This window comes from Limnobacter sp. UBA7229 (assembly GCF_002473065.1).
GTDB lineage: Bacteria > Pseudomonadota > Gammaproteobacteria > Burkholderiales > Burkholderiaceae_B > Limnobacter > Limnobacter profundi.
In genome coordinates this window covers 15,150-35,322 of record NZ_DKTN01000003.1, presented here as the reverse complement: position 1 = coordinate 35,322, position 20,173 = coordinate 15,150, and the positions used below count along the sequence as shown (strand labels likewise).

At 52.1% G+C, this 20,173-nt stretch carries 15 protein-coding genes and 2 tRNA genes; 8 read left to right on the top strand and 9 right to left on the bottom strand.

The window, feature by feature from the left end:
* The first annotated feature begins 6 nt into the window (after positions 1-6).
* From uvrC to B4C79_RS00760, 4 genes are all read left to right on the top strand, one after another.
* On the top strand, positions 7-1,953 hold the full coding sequence (gene uvrC / locus B4C79_RS00775) for an excinuclease ABC subunit UvrC (protein ID WP_291743051.1): 1,947 nt from the start codon (positions 7-9) through the stop codon (positions 1,951-1,953).
* 85 nt (positions 1,954-2,038) lie between these two features.
* The gene (gene pgsA, locus B4C79_RS00770; RefSeq protein ID WP_105029296.1) at positions 2,039-2,608 is read left to right on the top strand and encodes a CDP-diacylglycerol--glycerol-3-phosphate 3-phosphatidyltransferase; all 570 of its coding nucleotides are present in this window, start codon (positions 2,039-2,041) and stop codon (positions 2,606-2,608) included.
* Positions 2,609-2,628: 20 nt separating this feature from the next.
* Positions 2,629-3,975, top strand: a complete 1,347-nt coding sequence (locus B4C79_RS00765; RefSeq protein WP_291743054.1) for a DUF3422 family protein — start codon at positions 2,629-2,631, stop codon at positions 3,973-3,975.
* Positions 3,976-4,043: 68 nt separating this feature from the next.
* Positions 4,044-4,133: transfer RNA gene (locus tag B4C79_RS00760), tRNA-Ser, on the top strand.
* A 157-nt stretch (positions 4,134-4,290) separates the two neighbouring features.
* On the opposite strand, the gene B4C79_RS00755 is transcribed toward B4C79_RS00760, so the two are convergent.
* The 3 genes from B4C79_RS00755 to B4C79_RS00745 form a co-directional block, all read right to left on the bottom strand.
* Positions 4,291-6,165 carry a TRAP transporter large permease gene (locus B4C79_RS00755; RefSeq protein ID WP_291743057.1) on the bottom strand — a complete coding sequence of 625 codons (1,875 nt, stop codon included), beginning with the start codon at positions 6,163-6,165 and terminating at the stop codon, positions 4,291-4,293.
* An 11-nt stretch (positions 6,166-6,176) separates the two neighbouring features.
* Positions 6,177-6,746, bottom strand: coding sequence for a TRAP transporter small permease subunit (locus tag B4C79_RS00750; RefSeq protein WP_105029293.1), 570 nt, complete (start codon positions 6,744-6,746; stop codon positions 6,177-6,179).
* A gap of 75 nt (positions 6,747-6,821) precedes the next feature.
* A complete protein-coding gene (locus B4C79_RS00745) occupies positions 6,822-7,940 on the bottom strand; it encodes a TRAP transporter substrate-binding protein (RefSeq protein ID WP_291743062.1) in 1,119 nt (372 codons plus the stop codon).
* A gap of 333 nt (positions 7,941-8,273) precedes the next feature.
* Here B4C79_RS00745 and B4C79_RS00740 point away from each other — a divergent pair, with 333 nt between their 5' ends.
* Positions 8,274-10,199 carry an amidase family protein gene (locus tag B4C79_RS00740; RefSeq protein ID WP_291752471.1) on the top strand — a complete coding sequence of 642 codons (1,926 nt, stop codon included), beginning with the start codon at positions 8,274-8,276 and terminating at the stop codon, positions 10,197-10,199.
* 67 nt (positions 10,200-10,266) lie between these two features.
* Here the strand turns inward: B4C79_RS00740 and B4C79_RS00735 are convergent, their stop codons facing one another.
* The 4 genes from B4C79_RS00735 to B4C79_RS00720 form a co-directional block, all read right to left on the bottom strand.
* Positions 10,267-11,115 carry an ABC transporter ATP-binding protein gene (locus tag B4C79_RS00735; RefSeq protein WP_206018614.1) on the bottom strand — a complete coding sequence of 283 codons (849 nt, stop codon included), beginning with the start codon at positions 11,113-11,115 and terminating at the stop codon, positions 10,267-10,269.
* A gap of 11 nt (positions 11,116-11,126) precedes the next feature.
* Positions 11,127-11,993, bottom strand: coding sequence for a nitrate ABC transporter permease (gene ntrB, locus B4C79_RS00730; RefSeq protein WP_105029289.1), 867 nt, complete (start codon positions 11,991-11,993; stop codon positions 11,127-11,129).
* Between the two features lie 28 nt (positions 11,994-12,021).
* Positions 12,022-13,341: a CmpA/NrtA family ABC transporter substrate-binding protein gene (locus B4C79_RS00725; protein WP_291743210.1), complete on the bottom strand. Its 1,320-nt coding sequence runs from the start codon at positions 13,339-13,341 to the stop codon at positions 12,022-12,024.
* A gap of 332 nt (positions 13,342-13,673) precedes the next feature.
* A complete protein-coding gene (locus tag B4C79_RS00720; RefSeq protein ID WP_171099396.1) occupies positions 13,674-14,087 on the bottom strand; it encodes a hypothetical protein in 414 nt (137 codons plus the stop codon).
* Positions 14,088-14,155: 68 nt separating this feature from the next.
* On the opposite strand from B4C79_RS00720, the gene B4C79_RS00715 reads away from it, so the two are divergent.
* Positions 14,156-14,245, top strand: a tRNA-Ser gene (locus tag B4C79_RS00715).
* An 83-nt stretch (positions 14,246-14,328) separates the two neighbouring features.
* Here B4C79_RS00715 and B4C79_RS00710 read toward each other — a convergent pair.
* Complete coding sequence (locus tag B4C79_RS00710) at positions 14,329-16,230, bottom strand: choice-of-anchor I family protein (protein WP_291743213.1); 1,902 nt, start codon at positions 16,228-16,230, stop codon at positions 14,329-14,331.
* A gap of 86 nt (positions 16,231-16,316) precedes the next feature.
* Positions 16,317-17,639, bottom strand: coding sequence for a hypothetical protein (locus B4C79_RS00705; RefSeq protein WP_171099376.1), 1,323 nt, complete (start codon positions 17,637-17,639; stop codon positions 16,317-16,319).
* Between the two features lie 180 nt (positions 17,640-17,819).
* Between B4C79_RS00705 and B4C79_RS00700 the strand changes: the two genes are divergently transcribed.
* A complete protein-coding gene (locus B4C79_RS00700; RefSeq protein WP_291743217.1) occupies positions 17,820-19,346 on the top strand; it encodes a flavin-containing monooxygenase in 1,527 nt (508 codons plus the stop codon).
* On the top strand, positions 19,343-20,167 hold the full coding sequence (locus B4C79_RS00695; protein WP_105029283.1) for an SDR family NAD(P)-dependent oxidoreductase: 825 nt from the start codon (positions 19,343-19,345) through the stop codon (positions 20,165-20,167). Before B4C79_RS00700 ends, B4C79_RS00695 begins: the two co-directional genes overlap by 4 nt.
* Positions 20,168-20,173 lie beyond the last annotated feature (6 nt).

Genomic DNA, 20,173 nt, shown 5'->3' with positions numbered 1-20,173 from the left:
AGGGCAATGACCGACGAGCAACAAGCGCCCGAGACACCCTTTGACATCGTTGCGTTTTTGAAGGAATTGACCACAAGGCCCGGTGTGTATCGCATGATTGATGCAAATGGCACCGTGATGTATGTGGGCAAGGCCAAGAACCTGAAGAAACGGGTGTCTTCATACTTCCAGAAAACCCATGCCAGCCCGCGCACCAGCCATATGGTGGAGCGTATTGTGAGGGTGGATGTAACACCGACCCGAACTGAAGCAGAGGCCTTGCTGCTTGAAAACAATCTGATTAAAAGCTTAAGCCCACGCTACAACATTTTGTTTCGCGATGACAAAAGCTACCCCTACTTGCGGCTGACGAATCACAAGTACCCGCGTGTGGCTTATTACCGGGGTGCGGTGGATAAAAAATCACAGTTTTTTGGCCCCTTTCCAAATGCCTGGGCTGTGAAGGAAAGCATTCAGGTTTTGCAGCGTGTGTTTTTGCTACGCACCTGTGAAGACACCGTGTTTTCTCATCGCTCACGCCCCTGTTTGCAGGCTCAAATCCAACGTTGCAGCGCGCCTTGTGTGAACTGGATCAGCCCGGAAGATTATGCCAAGGATGTGGAAGCCGCATCGCGTTTCCTGCGGGGCGACCACAAGTCAGTTTTGGCCAATCTGGAAGAGAAAATGCTGGAGGCCAGTGGCTTGCTGGAGTTCGAGAAAGCCGCCATGTATCGCAATCAGTTGGGTGCATTGAGTAGGGTGTTACAAAAGCAGTCGGTGGACACCACCGGCGGTGATGACGATGCAGACATTATTGCTGTAGTCATCAAAGGCGGTGCGGTGTGCGTGAATTTGGCCATGGTGCGAGGTGGGAGGCATTTGGGTGACAAGCCCATGTTCCCCAGTGTGGCGCAGGCCAGCGAGGACATTGGCCCTGAAGTGCTGGAAGCTTTCTTGAGCCAAGCCTATGTGGACAGGCCCATTCCCAACCTGTTGATTGTGAACCAGGATCTGGATGCCCCCGAACTGTTGATGGCCTTGAGCCAACAAGCTGGCAAAAAAATCAACCTGATTCGACAGCCGCAAAGCGAGCGGCGCAAGTGGCTGGATATGGCTGTAGACAACGCTGAAATTGCGATTGCAAGGCGAATAGCAGAGCAGGGCTCGGCGCAATTCCGCACGCGTGCGTTGGTTGAAACCCTGGGTTTGGAAACGCGGCTGGAAGAGGCCTTGCAAGCCAGCGAGGCTGACCGCTTGTTAAGTGGTAATGCTACTGGCACCGAGCCCACCGTTGATCCAGCAGCTGAAGAAATTGATTTGCTGGCCACCTTGCGTGTGGAATGTTTCGATATTTCGCACACCGCAGGTGAGGCTACGCAAGCTTCTTGTGTGGTGTTTCATAACCACGATATGCAAAGCCGCGAGTATCGCCGTTACAACATTGAGGGTATTACCCCAGGCGATGATTATGCCGCCATGCGCCAGGCAGTAACACGGCGCTATCAGCGGGAAGGAAAAACCCCGATCGTGATGCCGCATGTGGTGTTGATTGATGGTGGCAAGGGGCAGATTGAAGTAGCCCGGCAGGTGTTTGAACAACTGGAATTGGACATCGGCCTGATTGTGGGTGTAAAAAAAGGTGAGAATCGCAAGGTGGGGCTGGAAACTTTGGTGTTTCCAGATGGCCGACCCAGCCTTGAGTTGGGGCCAGGCCACCCGGCGCTGATGTTGATTGCACAAATTCGGGATGAGGCTCACCGTTTTGCGATTACCGGCATGCGGGCCAAACGGGCCAAAGCAAGGCAGGCTTCCGAGCTGGATGAAATTGAAGGCATTGGTGCACGCCGCAAGCAAAAATTGCTGACCCGTTTTGGCGGTCTGCGTGGTGTGAAAGCGGCCAGTGTTGAAGACTTGCAAACAGTCGAAGGAATCTCCAAAACGCTGGCCGAAGAAATATATCGGCGTTTGCACTGAAGATGTGCGCCTCAATGGGTGTTGTCGCTGATATATTCTGTACCTCTATAGAGTGTATTTTTTACTTAACAAAAGAAAAACACATATGCCAATGAACCTGCCCATGATCCTGACCTGGGTCCGGATTGTACTGATTCCCCTGGTTGTCGGCATTTATTTTCTGCCTGAAACAATCATGTCCATCTCCATGCAAAACTGGGTAGGTGCCTGGGTGTTTGTTTTCGCAGCCATTACAGACTTTGTCGATGGTTACCTGGCACGCCGCTGGAATCAAACCTCGGCTTTTGGTGCATTTCTTGACCCGGTGGCCGACAAGCTGATGGTGGGCGCTGCCCTGATTGTGTTGGTTGACCTTGGGCGAATTGGTCCTTTTATTGCGCTGATTATTATTGGCCGCGAAATTACCATTTCTGCGTTGCGGGAATGGATGGCCAGCGTTGGTGCGCGCAACAGTGTGGCTGTGAACAGGCTTGGCAAATTCAAAACCATTGCGCAAATGGTGGCCATTCCCATGCTGTTGGTGAACGAAACCTGGATGGGCATTGACTTCCATGTGTTGGGTACTTTGGGTATTTATGTGGCAGCCGTTTTGACGGTTTGGTCGATGTGCTATTACCTGATGAAAGCCTGGCCAGAACTCCGCAATCGAAGCTGATCGCTTCCGTATATTTCGCCATGAACAAAAGCAACTTGCTGCCCCAGCCCTACCCGTTGCGGCAGGCACTCAATGATGAAGTGCATTCCCGCCCCACCGAGGCCTTGTGGCCGCAGGAAAGGGTGTTTCACATTGCTTTGCTGGTGCAAGGCGATGTAACACCTGAAATTGTCGGGCAATTGCAAGCCTTGGTGGACTATTGCGGGTGCAAGCCGGTTTCTGATGAAGAGCTTGCAGCCCCCCAGGTCAGTCTTAGTCTGTGTGGCGGCGAGTCGGCCTTGCGCCTGCGCCTGGAGCGCCACAACGAATTCATTACCTTGACCTTCTTTGAGCGGGCTGACCATGCGATTGTGTTCGATCGCCCGGTGACTCGCCGTTTGCCTCCCAGCTGGATGGCCGCTTTGCCAGGGGTAATGCTGGTGGCCATTGAACTGTTTGTTCAAAAAACAGAAAACCCTCGAGAGCCGCGAAGCGTGGCAGGTTACTTTGATGGCAACACCCTGATTGGCGGCATGATTGCCAACGGAGCGGGGCAGGTGTTTTCGGACCTTCGAATTGCAGACCGCGGTGCAAGCCGCATTTTGATTTGTAATTTGAAGATGGGCTCGCGGCAATTGGGCCGAGTGGTTCAGCGCGCCATCGAAATGGAAACTTACCGAATGATGGCTCTGCTGAGTTTTCCAGTGGCGCGTGCCACGTTGCCAAAGCTTTCTTCGTATGAAGACCGCTTGGTGAAGCTGGCCACAGAAATGGCGGAGACCAGTAAAACCGAAGACCTGGCTGAAGTGACCAGCGAGGACGTGGAACTGGATCGAAAGTTGTTGAGCCAGCTGACCGACCTGGCCGCACGCGTGGAGCAGTTAAGCGCCGAGAACCGGGTGCGTTTTACCGCTGCGGAAGCCTACACCGACCTGGTTAAAAAACGCATTGCTGAATTGAAAGAAATTCCCATGGTGGGCATGCAAACTTTTGGTGAGTTCATGGACCGCCGGTTGGGCCCCGCCATGAAAACCTGCACCTGGACAGCTCGCCGGCAAGATGAGTTGGCGGCCCGTATTTCGCGGGTTACACAGCTGTTGCGCACGCGCGTTGAAATTGAGCGGGAAAGCCAAAACCAGCGCTTGCTAACCAGCATGGACAAGCGTGCCAAGGTGCAGTTGCGTTTGCAGGAAACCGTAGAGGGATTGTCGATTGTTGCCATTTCCTACTACGGCGCCAGTTTGGTGGGGTACCTGGCCAAAGGGCTGAAAACCATGGGTGTGCCGGTTTCTCCAGATTTGGCGATTGCCGTGGCGATTCCAACCATTGCGGTGTTGGCTTATGTGAGTATGCAAGCCATGAAAAAACGCATGGGTTTGAAGGGCTGAGCAATATTCAGAAATATTGTCCCGAGAGGTTTCCAAACCAAAGGGTTTGTGGTTATAATTGCGGGCTCGGAAGCTTGGCAGAGCGGTTGAATGCACCGGTCTTGAAAACCGGCGAGGGTGCGAGCCCTCCGTGAGTTCGAATCTCACAGCTTCCGCCAAAAACATCAAAACCCGCCCTTGTGGCGGGTTTTTTGTTTTTGCGACCTGTGAGTAGATTCGAACGAACGGATCGTGAAAAGATGATTGTCAGCACACAACAAAAAACCGCCTCGAGGGCGGTTTTTTGCATTCACAATCAAGCAGGGCTTAACTTTCTTATCTGTAAAGCACGCCTGGCAACCACATACCGATTTGTGGGAACACATACAGCACGAACATGGCGAAGATCTGAATAAACATGAACGGAATCATGCCCAAGAAGATCTGGTTCAAGGTGACCCCGGGTGGCGATACACCTTTCAGGTAGAACGCTGCCATGGCCACAGGTGGCGACAGGAACGCCGTTTGCAGGTTCAGTGCAACCAGCAAGCCGAAGAACAGTGGGTCGACATCAAAGTAAGGCAGCAGCGGAATGAAAATCGGCATGAAAATCACGATAATCTCAGTCCATTCCAAAGGCCAGCCCAACAAGAAAATGATCACTTGGGAAAGCAGCAGGAATTCAATGGGTGTAAGGCCCAAAGACAGCACCCATTGCTCAACCAGTTCCTGGCCGCCCAGCAACGCAAACGCTGCCGAGAATATGGATGAACCCACGAACAACCAACACACCATGGCGGTTGTTTTGGAAGTCAGGAACGCAGATTCACGCAGCACAGGGAAACTGAGTTGCCTGTAACCCGCCGCCAACATCAAACCACCGAATGCGCCCACTGCCGCGGCCTCAGAAGGTGTTGCCAGCCCAAACACAATGCTGCCCAGCACGGCCAGAATCAAAATGGCCAGAGGGAAGAATGAGGTTAGCAACATTTTGAAAACTTCGAGACGTTCGAAGCTTAGACGCACGTAGTAATAAACCAGCACAGCCGCCACGATCAGCAAAGAAATCCAGAAATTCATGGGGGCTGGCTGTGATTCGGCTTCTTCGGCAACGGCTTCAGCGGGAGCAGCCGGCTCTTCCAGTGCAGGTGCCACCTCGGAAGTTTCAGCGCCAGCTGGTTCGTCAAATCCAAAGTCGTAATTGCTGCTGCTCGATCCTTGGTATTCAGAGCCAAAGCTGACCAAGCCAGAAGTGTCGAATGCTGCTTCCTTTGGGGCTGTGAGTGAGGAATACACCAAGCCTAAAATAAATGCCGCGAAAATGGCGGGCAACATGGCCACAAAAAGCTGGCCAGCCACCTGACCACCAGTCAAATTACCTTCACGACGGCCCTTTAATCCATTTACCAAAGCCGATACTGCGCGGCTGCTGCCGTAGGTACGCTTCAATGAATCAAGAACCGGACTGAGCGGTACTTTGCGATCTTCTTCAGACAAGGGTGGGGCGCACTTCGGATTGATTTTTGCACGGATCATGATGTAGGCAATGTACATGCCAGTCAGCATCAAACCGGGGAAAAACGCACCCGCGTAAAGCTGAACCACGGAAACACCCGCGGTGGCACCGTACACAATCAGCAGCACAGAAGGTGGAATCAAAATACCCAAGCAACCACCCGCTGTAATTGCACCGGCAGCCATTTTGGTGTCGTAACCGGCTTTCATCATGCTGGGCATCGCCAACAGGCCCATCAGTGTAACTACCGCGCCCACAATACCGGTTGCCGTGGCAAAAATTGCGCAGGTCACCAATGTGGCCACACCCAAAGCACCGGGGAGGCGCGCCATGGCCAAGTGTAAGGATTTGAACAGCTTTTCGATCAGGTTGGCACGTTCAACCAGGTAGCCCATGAACACAAAGAGCGGCACTGAGATCAGCACGTCGTTGGTCATGACTTTGTAGGTGGATTGCACCATCAAATCAAGGGTTTGCTGAATGTTACCGTCGTATGCAAAATAGGTGAAAATTACACCCATACCCATCAAGGTAAAGGCGGTGGGGAAGCCCAGCATGATGGCGACAACCACCAAAGAGAGCATTAACAAGCCGAGGTGACCATCTGTAATTTCAGAGGGCGCAGGCATTGCGATGGCGACCCCGATCAGGATCATCGCCATGATGGCAAGGCCAAAATATAGTTCTTTTTTCATGATGATTCCTGTTATTTCTTGCTGAGAGAGGCTTTCAGCTTCTCTACATCCACTTCTTCCACGTCGTCTTCACGCTTGGGCCAAGCACCATTTTTGATACACAATGCGCAACGAAGTACCTCGACGATGCCTTGCAACAACAAAAAGAAACCAGCGAGAGGAATGAAGGCCTTGAAGGGATAAATGGGCGGTCCATCGGCAGTGATCGAGGACATTTCCTTAATGGCCCAGGCTTCGTCAGCGAATGTGTAACCTGCGTAGGTCAATGCGATGATGCCGGGGAAGAAAAAAACAAAATACAGAATGATGTCTAGGATGGCTTGAGTTCTGGGTTCAAGAAAACCATACAGAATGTCACCACGCACATGGCCGTTGGTGGCCAGTGTGTAAGCACCTGCCATCATGAACAGAATGCCGTAAAGAATATAGGATGCGTCGAAAACCCACGGGTTGGGGCTGTTCAGGGCGTACCGGGTAAACACCTCGAACACAATAACACCAGTCAACAGCACAATGGTCCAGGCAAATAAATGCCCTACCTTCGTTGAAATTTTGTCGACCAAATGAAGAAAAGATAACATGGGGTGAACCTCGGGTTCGGTTAAAAAAAAGCCAACACCCGTTGTGCAGGTGCTGGCTTTTCGTGGCGTTGCAAATTACTTCTTTTGTGCGTAGAACGCTTGTGCCATTTTGAAGTCGACAGAGGTGTCGGCTTGCCATTTGGCAGCACGTGCAGCAAATGCACGCTGCGATTCAAACACTTTCTTGAACATTGGGTTTGAAGCGGCTTTTTCTTTGGTCACTTCGTCCCATGCTTTCAATTGAGCCTTCAGGATGCTGTCAGGGGTTTTGAAGAACTTCACGCCCTGCTTGCTTTGCATTTCCATGTAGTCTTTGGAATAGCGGTCCACCGCTTTCCAGCTCATGTCAGCAGAAGAGGCCTCGGCAGCGTTCGCAATGATTGCTTTGATTTCAGCTGGCAGTTTGTTGTACTTGGTCTTGTTGAACATGATTTCAAACTGTTCAGAAGACTGGTGGAAAGATTGCAACATGCACACTTTGGATACGTCTGGGAAGCCCAAGACACGGTCTGAAGAGGCGTTGTTGAATTCAGCTGCGTCCAGCAAGCCACGGTCCATCGCAGGAACAATCTCGCCGCCTGGAAGTGCGTTAACAGCCACGCCCATTTTCGTGAACATGTCCACAGACAAGCCCACGGTGCGGAATTTCAGTCCCTTCAAATCTTCCGGCTTGGTCACTGGCTTTTTGAACCAGCCCAAGGGTTGTGTTGGCATTGGGCCGGACATGAATGAAACCACGTCCATGTTCAGGTCGCCGTAAATTTCTTCCAGCAATTCCTTGCCGCCGCCGTATTTGTGCCAGGCCAACAGCATGTTTGCGTCCATGCCGAAAGAAGGGCCAGAACCCCACAGGGCTACTGCCGCGTTCTTGCCGTACCAGTAAGCGATCACGCCGTGGCCGCCATCCAAAGTACCCTTGCTCACCGCATCCAGCAAGTCGAAAGCTTTTACCACTGAGCCAGCTGGCAGTACTTCAATTTTCAGGCGACCACCAGTCATGCTGTTTACCTTGTCGGCAAAATCAACGGCATACTCGTGGAAAATATCTTTTTGGGGCCATGTGCTCTGGAAGCGCATGTTCACTGTTTGGGCAGTGGAAATCATGGGGAACGCCATGGCGCCTGCACCTACTGCAGCCACTGATGTGCCTTTGATAAAATCGCGGCGCTTTTGGTTGTTCACTGAGTCAGTCATTTTGCCTCCTTAAATTGATTTAGCTTTCGACTGTTGTTTTTGGTTTTACTTTTCGAACCTGCATTGTGATAGCCACCCACTTGTAACTAAATAGGAGCAAACCCTTATCCGGGCAGCTTTTATGCACCATTTCAGGTCGGGATTTACCCTGTGTTTCCGCCTTCAGAATTTCACTTTATTTTGCAATCGTTGCAAATCCGTATAAAAGCTCTCAATAACTGTCCGTATAGCTACCACAAAATTGTGAACTAATCGAAAGCTGCTTCTAATCAGTGAATTCGGGCATTGGGCTTGCAGTGAAGGGGAATGATTTCAACAAAGAAGGACCCTTTCATGAACACATTGATCAAACTCATTTCGCTTCTTGTGATCGTCGCTTCAGCGGCTTGCAGTTCAGATGAAACAGCTTTTACAGGGTCACCCGGAGGTTCAAGCGGCTCTCCGACCGATCCTGCAGAAGGCGGCGAAGAACCGCCAGTGGATAATCCCGAGCCAGAGGTTTTTGTGGACAAGTCACTGCGACCACCTGCAGAATTTTTTGAGTTGGTGGAAGCGGACATGCAAATGGTGCATGACACCTTTGCTGGCCGAACAAAAATGCGGGATGGAAGCACTTTGACCTGCGAAGCATTGACCAAAATGTACATTGAGCGAATTTTTATGTACAACGACAATCCGCAACCCAATGGTGGTTTGCCGATTAGTGCGGTGTTGGCGATTAATCCGCAAGCGTTGGAAATCGCAAAAGGACTGGATGCGCAATACGCCGCTGACGGCGGCGTAGCCGATCGCTATTTGCATTGCATGCCGGTGTTGTTGAAAGACAATTACGACACCGTTGATCACCCGTCCACTTCGGCTTCGTATTCCATGTTGGGTCATCAGGCGGGGGTTGATGCACCCTCTGTGGCCGGCTTGCGCAAGGCTGGCGCTGTAATTTTAGGCAAAGCACATCAAGATGAGTTTGCGTATTTCACCACCGGGTTTTCAGGGCGTACTGTACTGGTCACCAATCCATACAACACGCAAGAGAGTTCGGCGGGTTCGTCGTCGGGATCCGGTGCTGCGCTGGCCTCCAATTTCGCGATTGGAGGCACAGGTAGCGACACTTGTCAGTCTATCCGGCACCCGTCATCCGTCAGTGGACTGGTAGGAATTCGACCCAGCATCGGGGTTATTTCACGCAAGGGGATTTTTCCGCTTTCACATATCCGTGACACCGGCGGGCCAATGACACGTTCAGTGCGTGACTCTGCGTTGATGCTGACGGCAATGGCGAGCATTGATCCTGTGGATGATCCAGACACTACTTTGTTCAAAGCTGAAGATCGTCCCGACACTTACCTGCGTTTTCTGGACCGTGACACGCATGGGGTGAAAGGCAAGAAAATTGGTGTGCTGCGCCAACTAGGTACCAGCACCACGCCCGCGGGAACTGGGGAGCAGGGTGCCTTGATTGAACAGGCGGTGGCAACCATGCGGACCATGGGTGCCGAAGTGTATGACGTGTTTTTGCCCAGTTTTCAGAACCGGGGTGGTGGCTCGACCCACTTCGACACCAACCGCTACTTTTTTGAGTTTGTGCGCGATGGTGGGAAAAGCCCGCGGAAATGTTTGAGCAGCGCATTCTTCGCGAGCAACCCCGATGTATTGCCCAATTGTGGCACCACTGAAGGCATTCTTGAAACCTTGCGCGTGGGGCCACGCACGGCCGGACTTGTTGCAGTAAGCGCCTCTGGGGATCCCGGTGGAAAACCCACACAAGCCCAAATTGATGCCATTGCACTGGAACGCGATTACGTGACCAAGGTGATGAATGGGGAACTGGACGCCTTGGGTGACAAAGAGGCCATGGTGCTGGATGCTCAGGGCAATGCAGTCAAGGTCAAGCTTGATGCACTGGTGTTGTCTCCAGGCCCCACGGGTGGGCGTACTTGCGATTTCGGCTCAACCACGCAAATGGGTTCGATCGTGGTGCCAGTGGGTTTTGATTCACAGGCAGGAACCCCAAGAGGCATGGAAATTTTCGTGAGGCGTTTTGACGAAGGCACAGGATTGGGCATTGCATTTGATTTTGAGCAGGCTACGTTGCACCGCCGTGCGCCAGACATTGTTGCATCGCCCCTGTATGCAAACCAAACCATTGGTGAATTCAACAGCCGTGCGCAAATGGCCTTGATGAAGGCACAGTTCGAGGCGCCCGAAGATTTGCCGGTGGAAACTTATGTACAGGCTTTGAGAGATTTGACTGGTTTGTAATGATTTGAGGCAGAAAAAAACCGCTGTGGTTAAAATAACCACAGCGGTTTTTTTATTGGGTGTTTGATCAAGCTGAGGCGGTTTGTTTCTCCCCGGCTTTTTTCTGTTCACGCAGTTTGCCTATGCTTTCTACCTTGCGCTGTTTCTCGTGCAGGAAGCTGAGCACCTCATGGCGATAATGGTTATAGGTGGGGTCGTCGGCCAAGGCCAAACGGTCGCGTGGTCGGGGTAGATCAATGTTCAGAATTTGACCAATGGTGGCAGAAGGGCCGTTGGTCATCATCACAATACGATCAGACAACAACACGGCTTCGTCTACATCGTGCGTAATCATGACCACGGTGTTCTTCAACTCATTCTGAATTCGCATCACTTCGTCTTGCAGGTGGGCACGTGTGAGCGCATCCAGTGCACCGAAGGGTTCGTCCAACAGCAACACTTTGGGTTCCATGGCCAGTGCACGTGCAATACCCACACGTTGCTTCATGCCACCCGATATTTCAGAGGGCAAACGATCCAGCGCATGGCTCATGTTCACCATGTCGAGGTTGTGCAAGATCCATTCGCGTTGCTCCGCTTTGCTTTTCTTGCCTTTGAATATTTTTTCAACAGCAATTTCCACGTTTTGATACACGGTCAACCAGGGCAGCAGGGAGTGGTTCTGGAATACCAAGGCGCGGTCAGGGCCAGGTGCGTTCACCTCTTTGTTGTCGACAATGACCACGCCTTCGCTGGCTGTGAGCAGGCCCGCAATGATATTCAGTACCGTGGACTTTCCGCAGCCCGAGTGACCAATCAGTGAAATGTATTCACCACGATTCACCTCCAGGTTGATGTCTTTTAATACTGGGTTCACGATGCCGTTGCGCTCGAAACGCATTTGCACCTGGGAAATACTTAAAAATCGATCGCTCATGTTATTACTCCTTAACCAGCGGATGTGCCGCGCGTAATTTTCTTGCCCACCCAGGCGACGCAGCGGTCGAGGATGAAACCGACGATGCCCACATACACCAGCGCCAAAACGATGTCGCTGATGAGCGAGCTGTTCCAGGCGTCCCAGATGAAGAAGCCGATACCCACACCACCAATCAGCATTTCTGCCGCAACAATAGCCAGCCAGCTGAGGCCCACGCCAATGCGCAGACCCGAGAAAATATACGGCGCAGCTGCAGGCAGCATGATCTTCCAGAAGTACTCAATGCCGTTGTGTTGAATGACACGTGACACGTTGCGGTAGTCTTCAGGAATATTGCGAATGCCCACCGAGGTATTGATGATGATGGGCCAAATGGCCGTGATGAAGATCACGAATATTGCAGACGGGTTTCCATCCTGAAAGCCCGCCAGTGACAAAGGCAACCACGCCAGCGGGGGCACGGTGCGCAATACCTGAAACAGTGGGTCAAGCCCGCGCAAAGCCCATGTGGATTGGCCCACCAACACACCCAGCGCGACGCCTACCACCACAGCAAGGCTGTAACCCATGGCCACACGTTCAAGGCTTGCCAGAATTTGCCAAGCCATGCCCACATCGCTTCCGCCGTTGTTGTAGAACGGGTTGGTGATCAATTCCCACGTGTCAGTGATTACTTTGCTTGGGCCTGGCAAACGTGCACCTTCGCCGCTGCACAGAATTTCCCAGATCAACAGCAAAATGCTCATGATTACGATCGGAGGAACAATCTTGCCCATGCTCTCCTTCAATTGCTTGAAGGCGGCGGTTTCAACAAAGGGTTTGCTTTTTACCTTGGGGGCGGTTTGCAGTCGCTCAAGTGTGTCGGTATTCATCATGATGATGTGTCCTTAGTGCTTAGATGAATCAAGCCTTCAACGCTTTAATGGCCAAGCTGTCGAGGTACGCCTTCGGGTTTTTCGGATCAAACACCTTGCCGTCGAAGAATTTTTCGACGCCGCGAGATGTGCTGGTCGGAATGTCTTTCGCAGCCACACCCAGTTCTTTTGCTGCGCTTCTCCAGATGTCTTCGCGGTTTACTTTCTTGATCAGTGCGTTGGTATCCAGCTTGCTGGGCAGGTAGCCCCAACGCTGGTTTTCCGTGATGAACCACAGGTCGTGACTTTGGAATGGGTAAGACGCCTGGTTGCTCCAGTATTTCATCAGGTGCTTGCTGTTGTCTTCGACACGGCCAGTGCCATAATCGAATTGACCTTTCATGCGCTCAATAATGTCGCCCACGGGGGCGTTGATCCAGCGTCGCTGTGAACAGATTTTCGCGACCTCGTCTTTGTTGGCAGGGTCATCGCAGAACATTTGTGCTTCCATGACCGCTTTCAGAATGGCCTTGGTTGCATTCGGATTGGCTTGCACATAATCCGCACGCAAGCTGAGCGCTTTTTCTGGGTGGTTGTTCCAAAGCTCGCCTGTGGTGACCGCGGTGTAGCCAATTTTCTGGTGAATCAGCTGGAGGTTCCAGGGCTCGCCCACACAGAATGCATCCATGCTGCCCACTTTCATATTGGCGACCATCTGGGGTGGAGGAACCACAATGGTGGATACGCTGTTATTGGGGTCAATGCCCGCAGCAGCCATCCAGTAGCGGATCCACAAGTCGTGCGTGCCACCCGGGAAAGTCATTGCTGCGCTAACAGGTTTGCCGCCGCCTTTTTTGGCTGCCAGTGCTGCCTTGAACTCCGTGGCGTTGGTGCCTACTTTCAGGTCTTTGAATTCATTGCTCACTGAGATCCCTTGGCCGTCCAGGTTCAAGCGGCACAGAATATTCATTGGCACCGGAATATTGTTGGTGGTGATGGCACCAGTGGTGAGCAGGTAGGCCATGGGTGTCAGCAGGTGTGCGCCGTCAATGCCGTTGCCTGCCGAGCCCAGTACCAGGTTGTCGCGGGTGGTGCCCCAAGAAGACTGCTTCAACACTTCAACATCGGTCATGCCGTGCTTTTTGAAGAACCCTTTTTCATCAGCCACAAACAATGGTGCAGCATCGGAAAGCGCAATGAATCCCAACTTGGCTTTTGTGGTTTCCAGTTTGGTGGACTGGGCCATGACGATGGAGGGGGCGCCAAAACCAGCCAGCAGGGTTGAACCCCACACCGCTGCAGATTGTTTGATAAACGTGCGACGTGTTTCCGACAACTCGGTTTTTTTGTCTGTTGGTTTGTTGCTCATGGTGTGCGTCCTTCTAAGTTCAACACAAGAAAAAACGGCGCACATCACCACACCTGCCCAAGCAAGTTTGGGATGGACGCCGTTGTCCGGTACTTCAATCACTTCAATGCAATTGACCTGATCCGTCGTTGGTCATGGTCTCAGTACACACTTAGCAGAATGTGTGCCATGCAAAAAAGGGGTGCATAGTTGTGAAATTGAGTTAAATCAGTGCGGGATTCCACGCTAATTTTGGTGCGTGGAGCGAGTTTGGTGCGGCGCACCAAATAAATCGGTGCGCCGGTTTTGATGGATGTGGTGCATGCACCGGTTTGATGTGCATGTTTCGGTGCTTATTTTTGAAGTGCGCGAATACCGACCCAGGCAAAAAAGAGGGCATAAGCCAAATCAATGAGGCCATAGCCAGAGTAAAACAGGGCGAGCAGTGGTGTTTCCTCACGGAGGATGGGCAGCATGTCTGATTTGCTGCTGATCCAGACGACCCAGGTGTACACGTAGATCGCCTTCTCGAATGCAAATACAAAGCAGATAGCTGGCAGTTGATGCGCTTGTCTGGCCACAGCCAGATACGCCAGACCCCATACCATCACCATGAAAGTACCGAAATCAGAAAAGACTTCGGGTGATAATTTGTGGAAGGCCGTGTTGGTGAAAAACTCGCTGGCGGCGAGCATGCCAAATATATTGGTAAAGCCGGCGGCAATAAAGCCCAGAAAAATGAACCGGTTATTTGCTGTGCTGTTCAAAAGTTGTCTCCGTTTGTTGTTTTGAGTGTTTTTGGATACTACCTGAATACTATATACTTGCGCCCCATGGAGAAGTGCGAGAGCGGCTGAATCGGCCTGACTCGAAATCAGGTAAGGGGGCAACCTCTTCGAGGGTTCGAATCCCTCCTTCTCCGCCAAAAAACAAAAAGCCCCGAAAGGGGCTTTTTGTTGACTATCGACACGGCCAGTGTCGCGTGGAACGGCACGCAGGTGCGGCGAATTACCTTGGCAAATTCAGTGAATAAGTACTTGTGGTACCACTCACTTCACTGCTCACAACCAGCAGGTCATTACCAGTTGGAGAATCGGCTGCTGCGATAAACACCAGTCCTTCAGGGCCGAGGTCCCCGAAGGCGGCAAGTTGCTCTGGCGTTGTCGCATCTTCGGGTTCCATGTCCCAAATTTCACGGGTGTTCAGGTAATCCACGCGGAATGGTGCCGCAGGGTTTGTGATGTCGTAAATCAATACCCCACCAAACCGTTCCAAACCGATGAAGGCATAGGTTTTGGTACCCACCGTGCCAATTGCGATACCCTCCGGTTCCGGACCCTTGGCATCGCTACGGCTGTCCAGTGCATTGCCTTCATCGTGACCAGAATTGAAGAAGTCTTTGCAGGGGATATTTCGGGCGCTGCCAGCCATGCAGTCGTCACTGGCGAAGAATTTTTCAAACTCTGCTCCGGAGTCAAACACCAAGGCCCCATTCTCGTCGAATATGGAAAATGATCGGCCGCCGTATGAGTAAAGGCGGTCATACATAATCCGCGTACCGGTTGGTGATACAAGTCCAGTCGCTGCGTCATACAATACAGGATTGCCGTTGACATCCTTTTGGTAACCCATGGTCCAGGTGATGTTCAAACGGCCGAGCATGTTGTCGGCGCGACAAGCCCCAGGGCTTGTGGCTGTGGCACCGCAGTAGCCAAATACCAGTGGATTGAGCAAACCGCCACCGTTACCGCCTGCAACCAGTGCGTTCAATTGTGGTGGCAGGTCATCATTAAGGCGACCCGCCCAGCCATTTGCGTTCACCAAATGCTTGACACGAAATTCTTCAACAAAACCGAGTGTTGCATCGCCTGCGAAATAGTCGTCGTTGTCTTCGCCCCAGGCACGGGCGTCTCCTTCGTTCGCTGTTACCAGGTAGGTTACGCCGCCAACCGAGTAACTTGCCATGGCATCGGGAAGGTACAGGCCACGAACACCGGGCCATGTACGAATATTGATTGCACCATCTTCTTCATCGGATGCGTCAAATTCGTTGCCCGCCAGGCCGTGGTCCTTTTCGCCCAATGGGAAAATATCGGTCACTGTGGCGGTCGCAATATTGATTTTCGCGATTGCATTGTTCTCTTGCAGGGTGACGAAAGCGGTGGTGTTGTCCTGTGAAATCGTGATGTATTCAGGTTCAATGTCCTGCGCGGCACTGGCACCATTCATGATGCTGCCTCCAGCAGTGTTGGTTGGCCCGTAGATACGAACCCCAGCAGCGCGCAAGGTGGCTGCATTGAAACCGCTGAAACTTGCGGTGGCTACTGTGGGGGTCGCTGGAGTGCTAATGTCTATGATGCTGACGCTGCCTTCAGGATCAATCCGGTAATCGTCGCTTGGTTCACCTTCATTGGCTGTCAATACTTTGGTGGCATCGGGCGTGAACACGATCATATCGGGCTGAGCACCCACAGCAATGGAGCTGATCAAGGTGAGCGTTTCTGTGTTGTAGAAGGCCGCAAGACCAGGGTTGGTTTTTGTTGCGTCTTCAATTGCAACCGCCAGAATACCGTTGGCTACTGCAATACTGTTCACCACTGAGCCCATACGAATTGCATTCGTGGTCAGTGTTTGTTCAAGCACAGGGTTTTCCGGGTCGCTCAAGTCGAGTACATCGATAGCCCCGGCTTGTGCATTGACCACGAACAAGCGTTGGCTTACCGGGTCGTATGCCGGGATCTCTGCTGCTGATGCATCATAGATTCCAGAATTGTAAGTGCTCAGTCTTGAAATACTGGTGGTTTCGCTGCTGCTGACCGCAGGAGGGGTGTTGTTGTCGCTGCCGCAGGCAACCAAAGTGGCAGCAGCAATCGTGCTGAGTGCGAATAGTTGAAGTTTTGTCTTTGTCATAGTAATAGGCTCAAGTCGCTTTTAAAGCACTTGAGCCTATTGTTAAAAAATGAAAACTTAATGACACATGACAAGTAAATTAAATATTAGCCAGGCAAGCCATCGGTGGGTAATCCGGGCAATTCGCCACCCAATGCGTCGGCACCGGATGAAATGCCACTGCTGAGTGTACCCAGCAAATCACCTTCGGGAATTTCGGGCAGGCCTGAACCGCCAGCGCCTTGAAGTGCAGATTGCAAGGTGTCTGCGCCGCCTAAAATACCGTCGACCAAATCGGCCAGCCCGCCTTCAACCTCGGCAGGAAGAGCGGGTGTGCCACCACCCAAGCTGTCCAGGTTGGGAATCTCGGTGCCCATTTGGCTCAGTACACCTTCCAGTACATTGTCGATTTCAACAGCAACATCTCTCAAACCCTGCAGCAATTGATCGTAGGGCTCTACCTGTTCGCTGATAGGTTGTGTAATGTCATCGGCCAAATCAACCACGCTGGTCACCAAGCCACCATCTGTTGGGTCAACATTGGGCAGTGCGGAAATCAGTGTATCCAAGCCAAGGTCAGTATTCACAGCTTCTGAAAGCGGGTTGGTAATCGGGCTTAGTGGTTCGCCCAACGGTGTTTGGTTAACGCCATCCACCAGTTGTTGTACAAGGTCTGCCTGCGGTGTGCCTTCCCCAGTGGTGGCAACCAAAGCATCGTGCACGTTTTCAAGTACACCCAAACCTGTTTGCTCCACTGCAACTGCAATGTTGTCAGGAGTCGATTCAGGGTCGTTCTGGCTGTTTTGTACAGCATCCTGAATTGGCTGAAGAATGCTTTGCTGTAAGTTGTCCTGAGTCAGGTTTTCAGTGGCAAATTCCTCAAGGCTTTGTGGGCTGTCTTGAGAAGAAAACTCACCAGCACCAACGCCCCCAAGGCCACCACTGCCAGCGTTGCTGGCGCCTGTGCTGGTACCAGTTCCAGCATCGCCGCTTCCAGAGTCGCCAGAACCACCTGCGAGGAATGCGCCTGCTGCCACGGCGCCTGCACCCGCCAAGCCGCCACTGCCTGCACCAAGAAGGCCGGCACCAAACAGGCCAGCCACGGCACCGCCCTCGGCTGCGGCGGAATTCTCGGCCAGTTCGGTAGTGAACTCGAAACATTCACCGTCTTCAAGCACCACGATTTGCTGCTGGCCATTGGCACCTGTTTGTTCACCCAGTGTCAGCTTGCCATTGGCAGTCATCACACCCGCCGCAGGAATTTGCCCTTCAGTTCCGGGAAACTCGAGCGCCAAACGTCCATTTGCGCCTGTGACCACTTCATCACCCGGCAGCAGGTAGTCGCCTGCCTTTACAGCCACAGTTTCACCGTTGCGGCTTACGTTGACTTCGCCTTCAAGGTCTTTGATCAATGCTTGGGGTGCGGCCATGGGTTTGCTCCTGAATTGTTGGATTTGTGTTTAACATCCGTCAATTTTGCTAGTACGCCAATTTTTTAATCCTCCAATTAGGGGGAGGGTTCTACCCTCTATTGGTGAATTTATAATTGACAATGACTGTTGTCAGATATACATTCACACAAGCAAAATTTTTCTGAAAAGGTTCCAGGCATGAGTGAATACACGGTGGTCATCATTGGCAGTGGTTTCGGTGGGCAGTGCGCGGCAATTAATTTGAAAAAACGTGGCATTGAAGATTTCATCATGCTCGAGCGCCGGGACTTCATGGGGGGCACCTGGTGCCAAAATTCGTACCCTGGCGCCGCCGTTGATGTTCAATCGCTGTTGTATTCAATTGAAAGCGAACCTTACGACTGGAGCCAAATGTTTGCTGAAGGTGCAGAACTTCAGCAATACACCGAGCATGTGATCACCAAGCATGGCCTGCGTGAGAAAACCCGTACCAACAGCAATGTGCAGCGCACCGAGTGGCACGAGAACGAACAACGCTGGTATGTACATTTGCAAACAGGCGATGTGATCAAGGCGCAGTTTGTGATTAACGCTTCTGGCCCCTTGAGTACACCCGTGATTCCGAACTTCAAGGGACGCGATACATTCAAAGGAAAGACTTTTCACACCAATGCCTGGGATCAGCAATACGACCACAAAGGCAAACGCGTCGCCATTATTGGCAGTGGTGCCAGCGCGGCACAGGTGATCCCCGCCATTGCGTCTGAAGTAGGGCATTTGCATGTATTTCAACGTTCACCCCATTGGGTACTGCCGCGACCAGACCGTGTATTCAAGCCCTGGCAGCGCGCTTTGCTGAAAGTGGAGCCCATTCGCAAATTGGCTCGTTCAGCAATTTATTGGGGATTGGAAAGCCGTGTTATTGCATTCAAGTACTCTGACTTCGCATTGAAGAACATTGCGCAGCGCGAGGCACTGCACCACATCAAGAAGCAGATTAAAGACCCTGCACTGCGTAAGAAAGTAACACCCGATTTCACCATTGGCTGCAAACGGATTATTTTAAGCAACACGCTGTACCCCGCTTATTGCCGCCCCAACGTAAGCTTGCACGACAAGACCGACGGCATTGCCGAGATCAATGAAACCGGCATCAAGACACTGAGCGGCGAGCAGATTGAGCTGGACTGCATTGTGTATTCCACGGGTTACGATGCCACTGACGGTGTAATTTCCTACCCGGTGGTGGGCAAGGGCGGCACCAAACTGGCCGATGTGTGGAATGAGTTTCCACGCGCTTATTTGGGCACCACCGTGCCGCAGTTTCCCAACCTGTTTATCGTGACTGGTCCGAATACCGGTATTGGGCATACCTCAGCAATTTTTGTGATTGAAGCGCAGATGCATTACATCATGCGTGCTATTGCTGAAGTGAAAGCGAAAAAAGCCGCTGCCATTGAGGTGAAGCCGCAAGCCGAAGAGCGCTACACCACCCACATTCACAGCGAGATGGAAAAAACCGTTTGGAAACGCGGTGGTTGTACCAGTTGGTACAAAAGCAAAAGCGGCCATGTGGTGGCCATGTTTCCCGGCTTCAGTTACACATACCTGCGAATGGCCAGGAATTTCAAGATGAATGACCATGTGTTGCAGGCACCTTTGGCACAGCAGCAGCCCTTACACTCCGATGAATCTGCATTGCTTACAGAAGGAGCTGCAGCATGAAGAATTTCAAAGACAAAGTGGTGGTGATTACCGGTGCAGGTTCAGGTATGGGGCGTTCGTACGCGCTGATGTTTGCCAAACTTGGAAGTAAAGTTGCTCTGTGTGATTACGATGAAAAAGGTTTGAAAGAAACCGAGAAACTGGTCATGCAAGCGGCCAATGTGCAGGTGTATGCCGAGAAGCTTGATGTGTCGAACAAGGCGGGGGTGTATGCATTTGCCCAAGCAGTGAAAGCAGCGCTGGGCAATGCACATGTGATTATCAACAACGCGGGTGTTAGCGGAGAAGGTCGCCCAGTGTGGGCCTTGAGTGACGACAGCTATGAGCGCGTCATGGGCATTAATTTCTGGGGTGTGGTGCATGGCACGCGCGCATTCTTGCCGCAACTATTGGCCAACGGCGAGGGCGCTGTCGTGAATGTGTCGAGTATTTTTGGTTTGGTGGGCACACCGAGCAATTCAGATTACTGCGCCAGCAAATTTGCAGTGCGTGGGTTTACAGAATCGCTGATGGTTGAGCTTTCAAACAGCAAGGTGCAGGTGCATTTGGTGCACCCAGGTGGCATCAACACCAATATTGCCAGCAAGCCGGAGCACGAAAAATTTGCCAAAAAATTCCTGACCACGCCGCCTGATGAAATTTGCGAGTATGTGTTGAAATGCATCAAGAAAAACGAGCCGCGTATTGTGTATGGCAACAATGCTGCGCGTGTGTGGTTGGGCTCGCGCCTGGTGCCGTTCAAGCGCATGCGCCACATTCTTTGGCAACAAATGGGGCGCACGCTGAACGCTGAAGATTACAAAGGCATACAGATTAAGTAAGCCAAG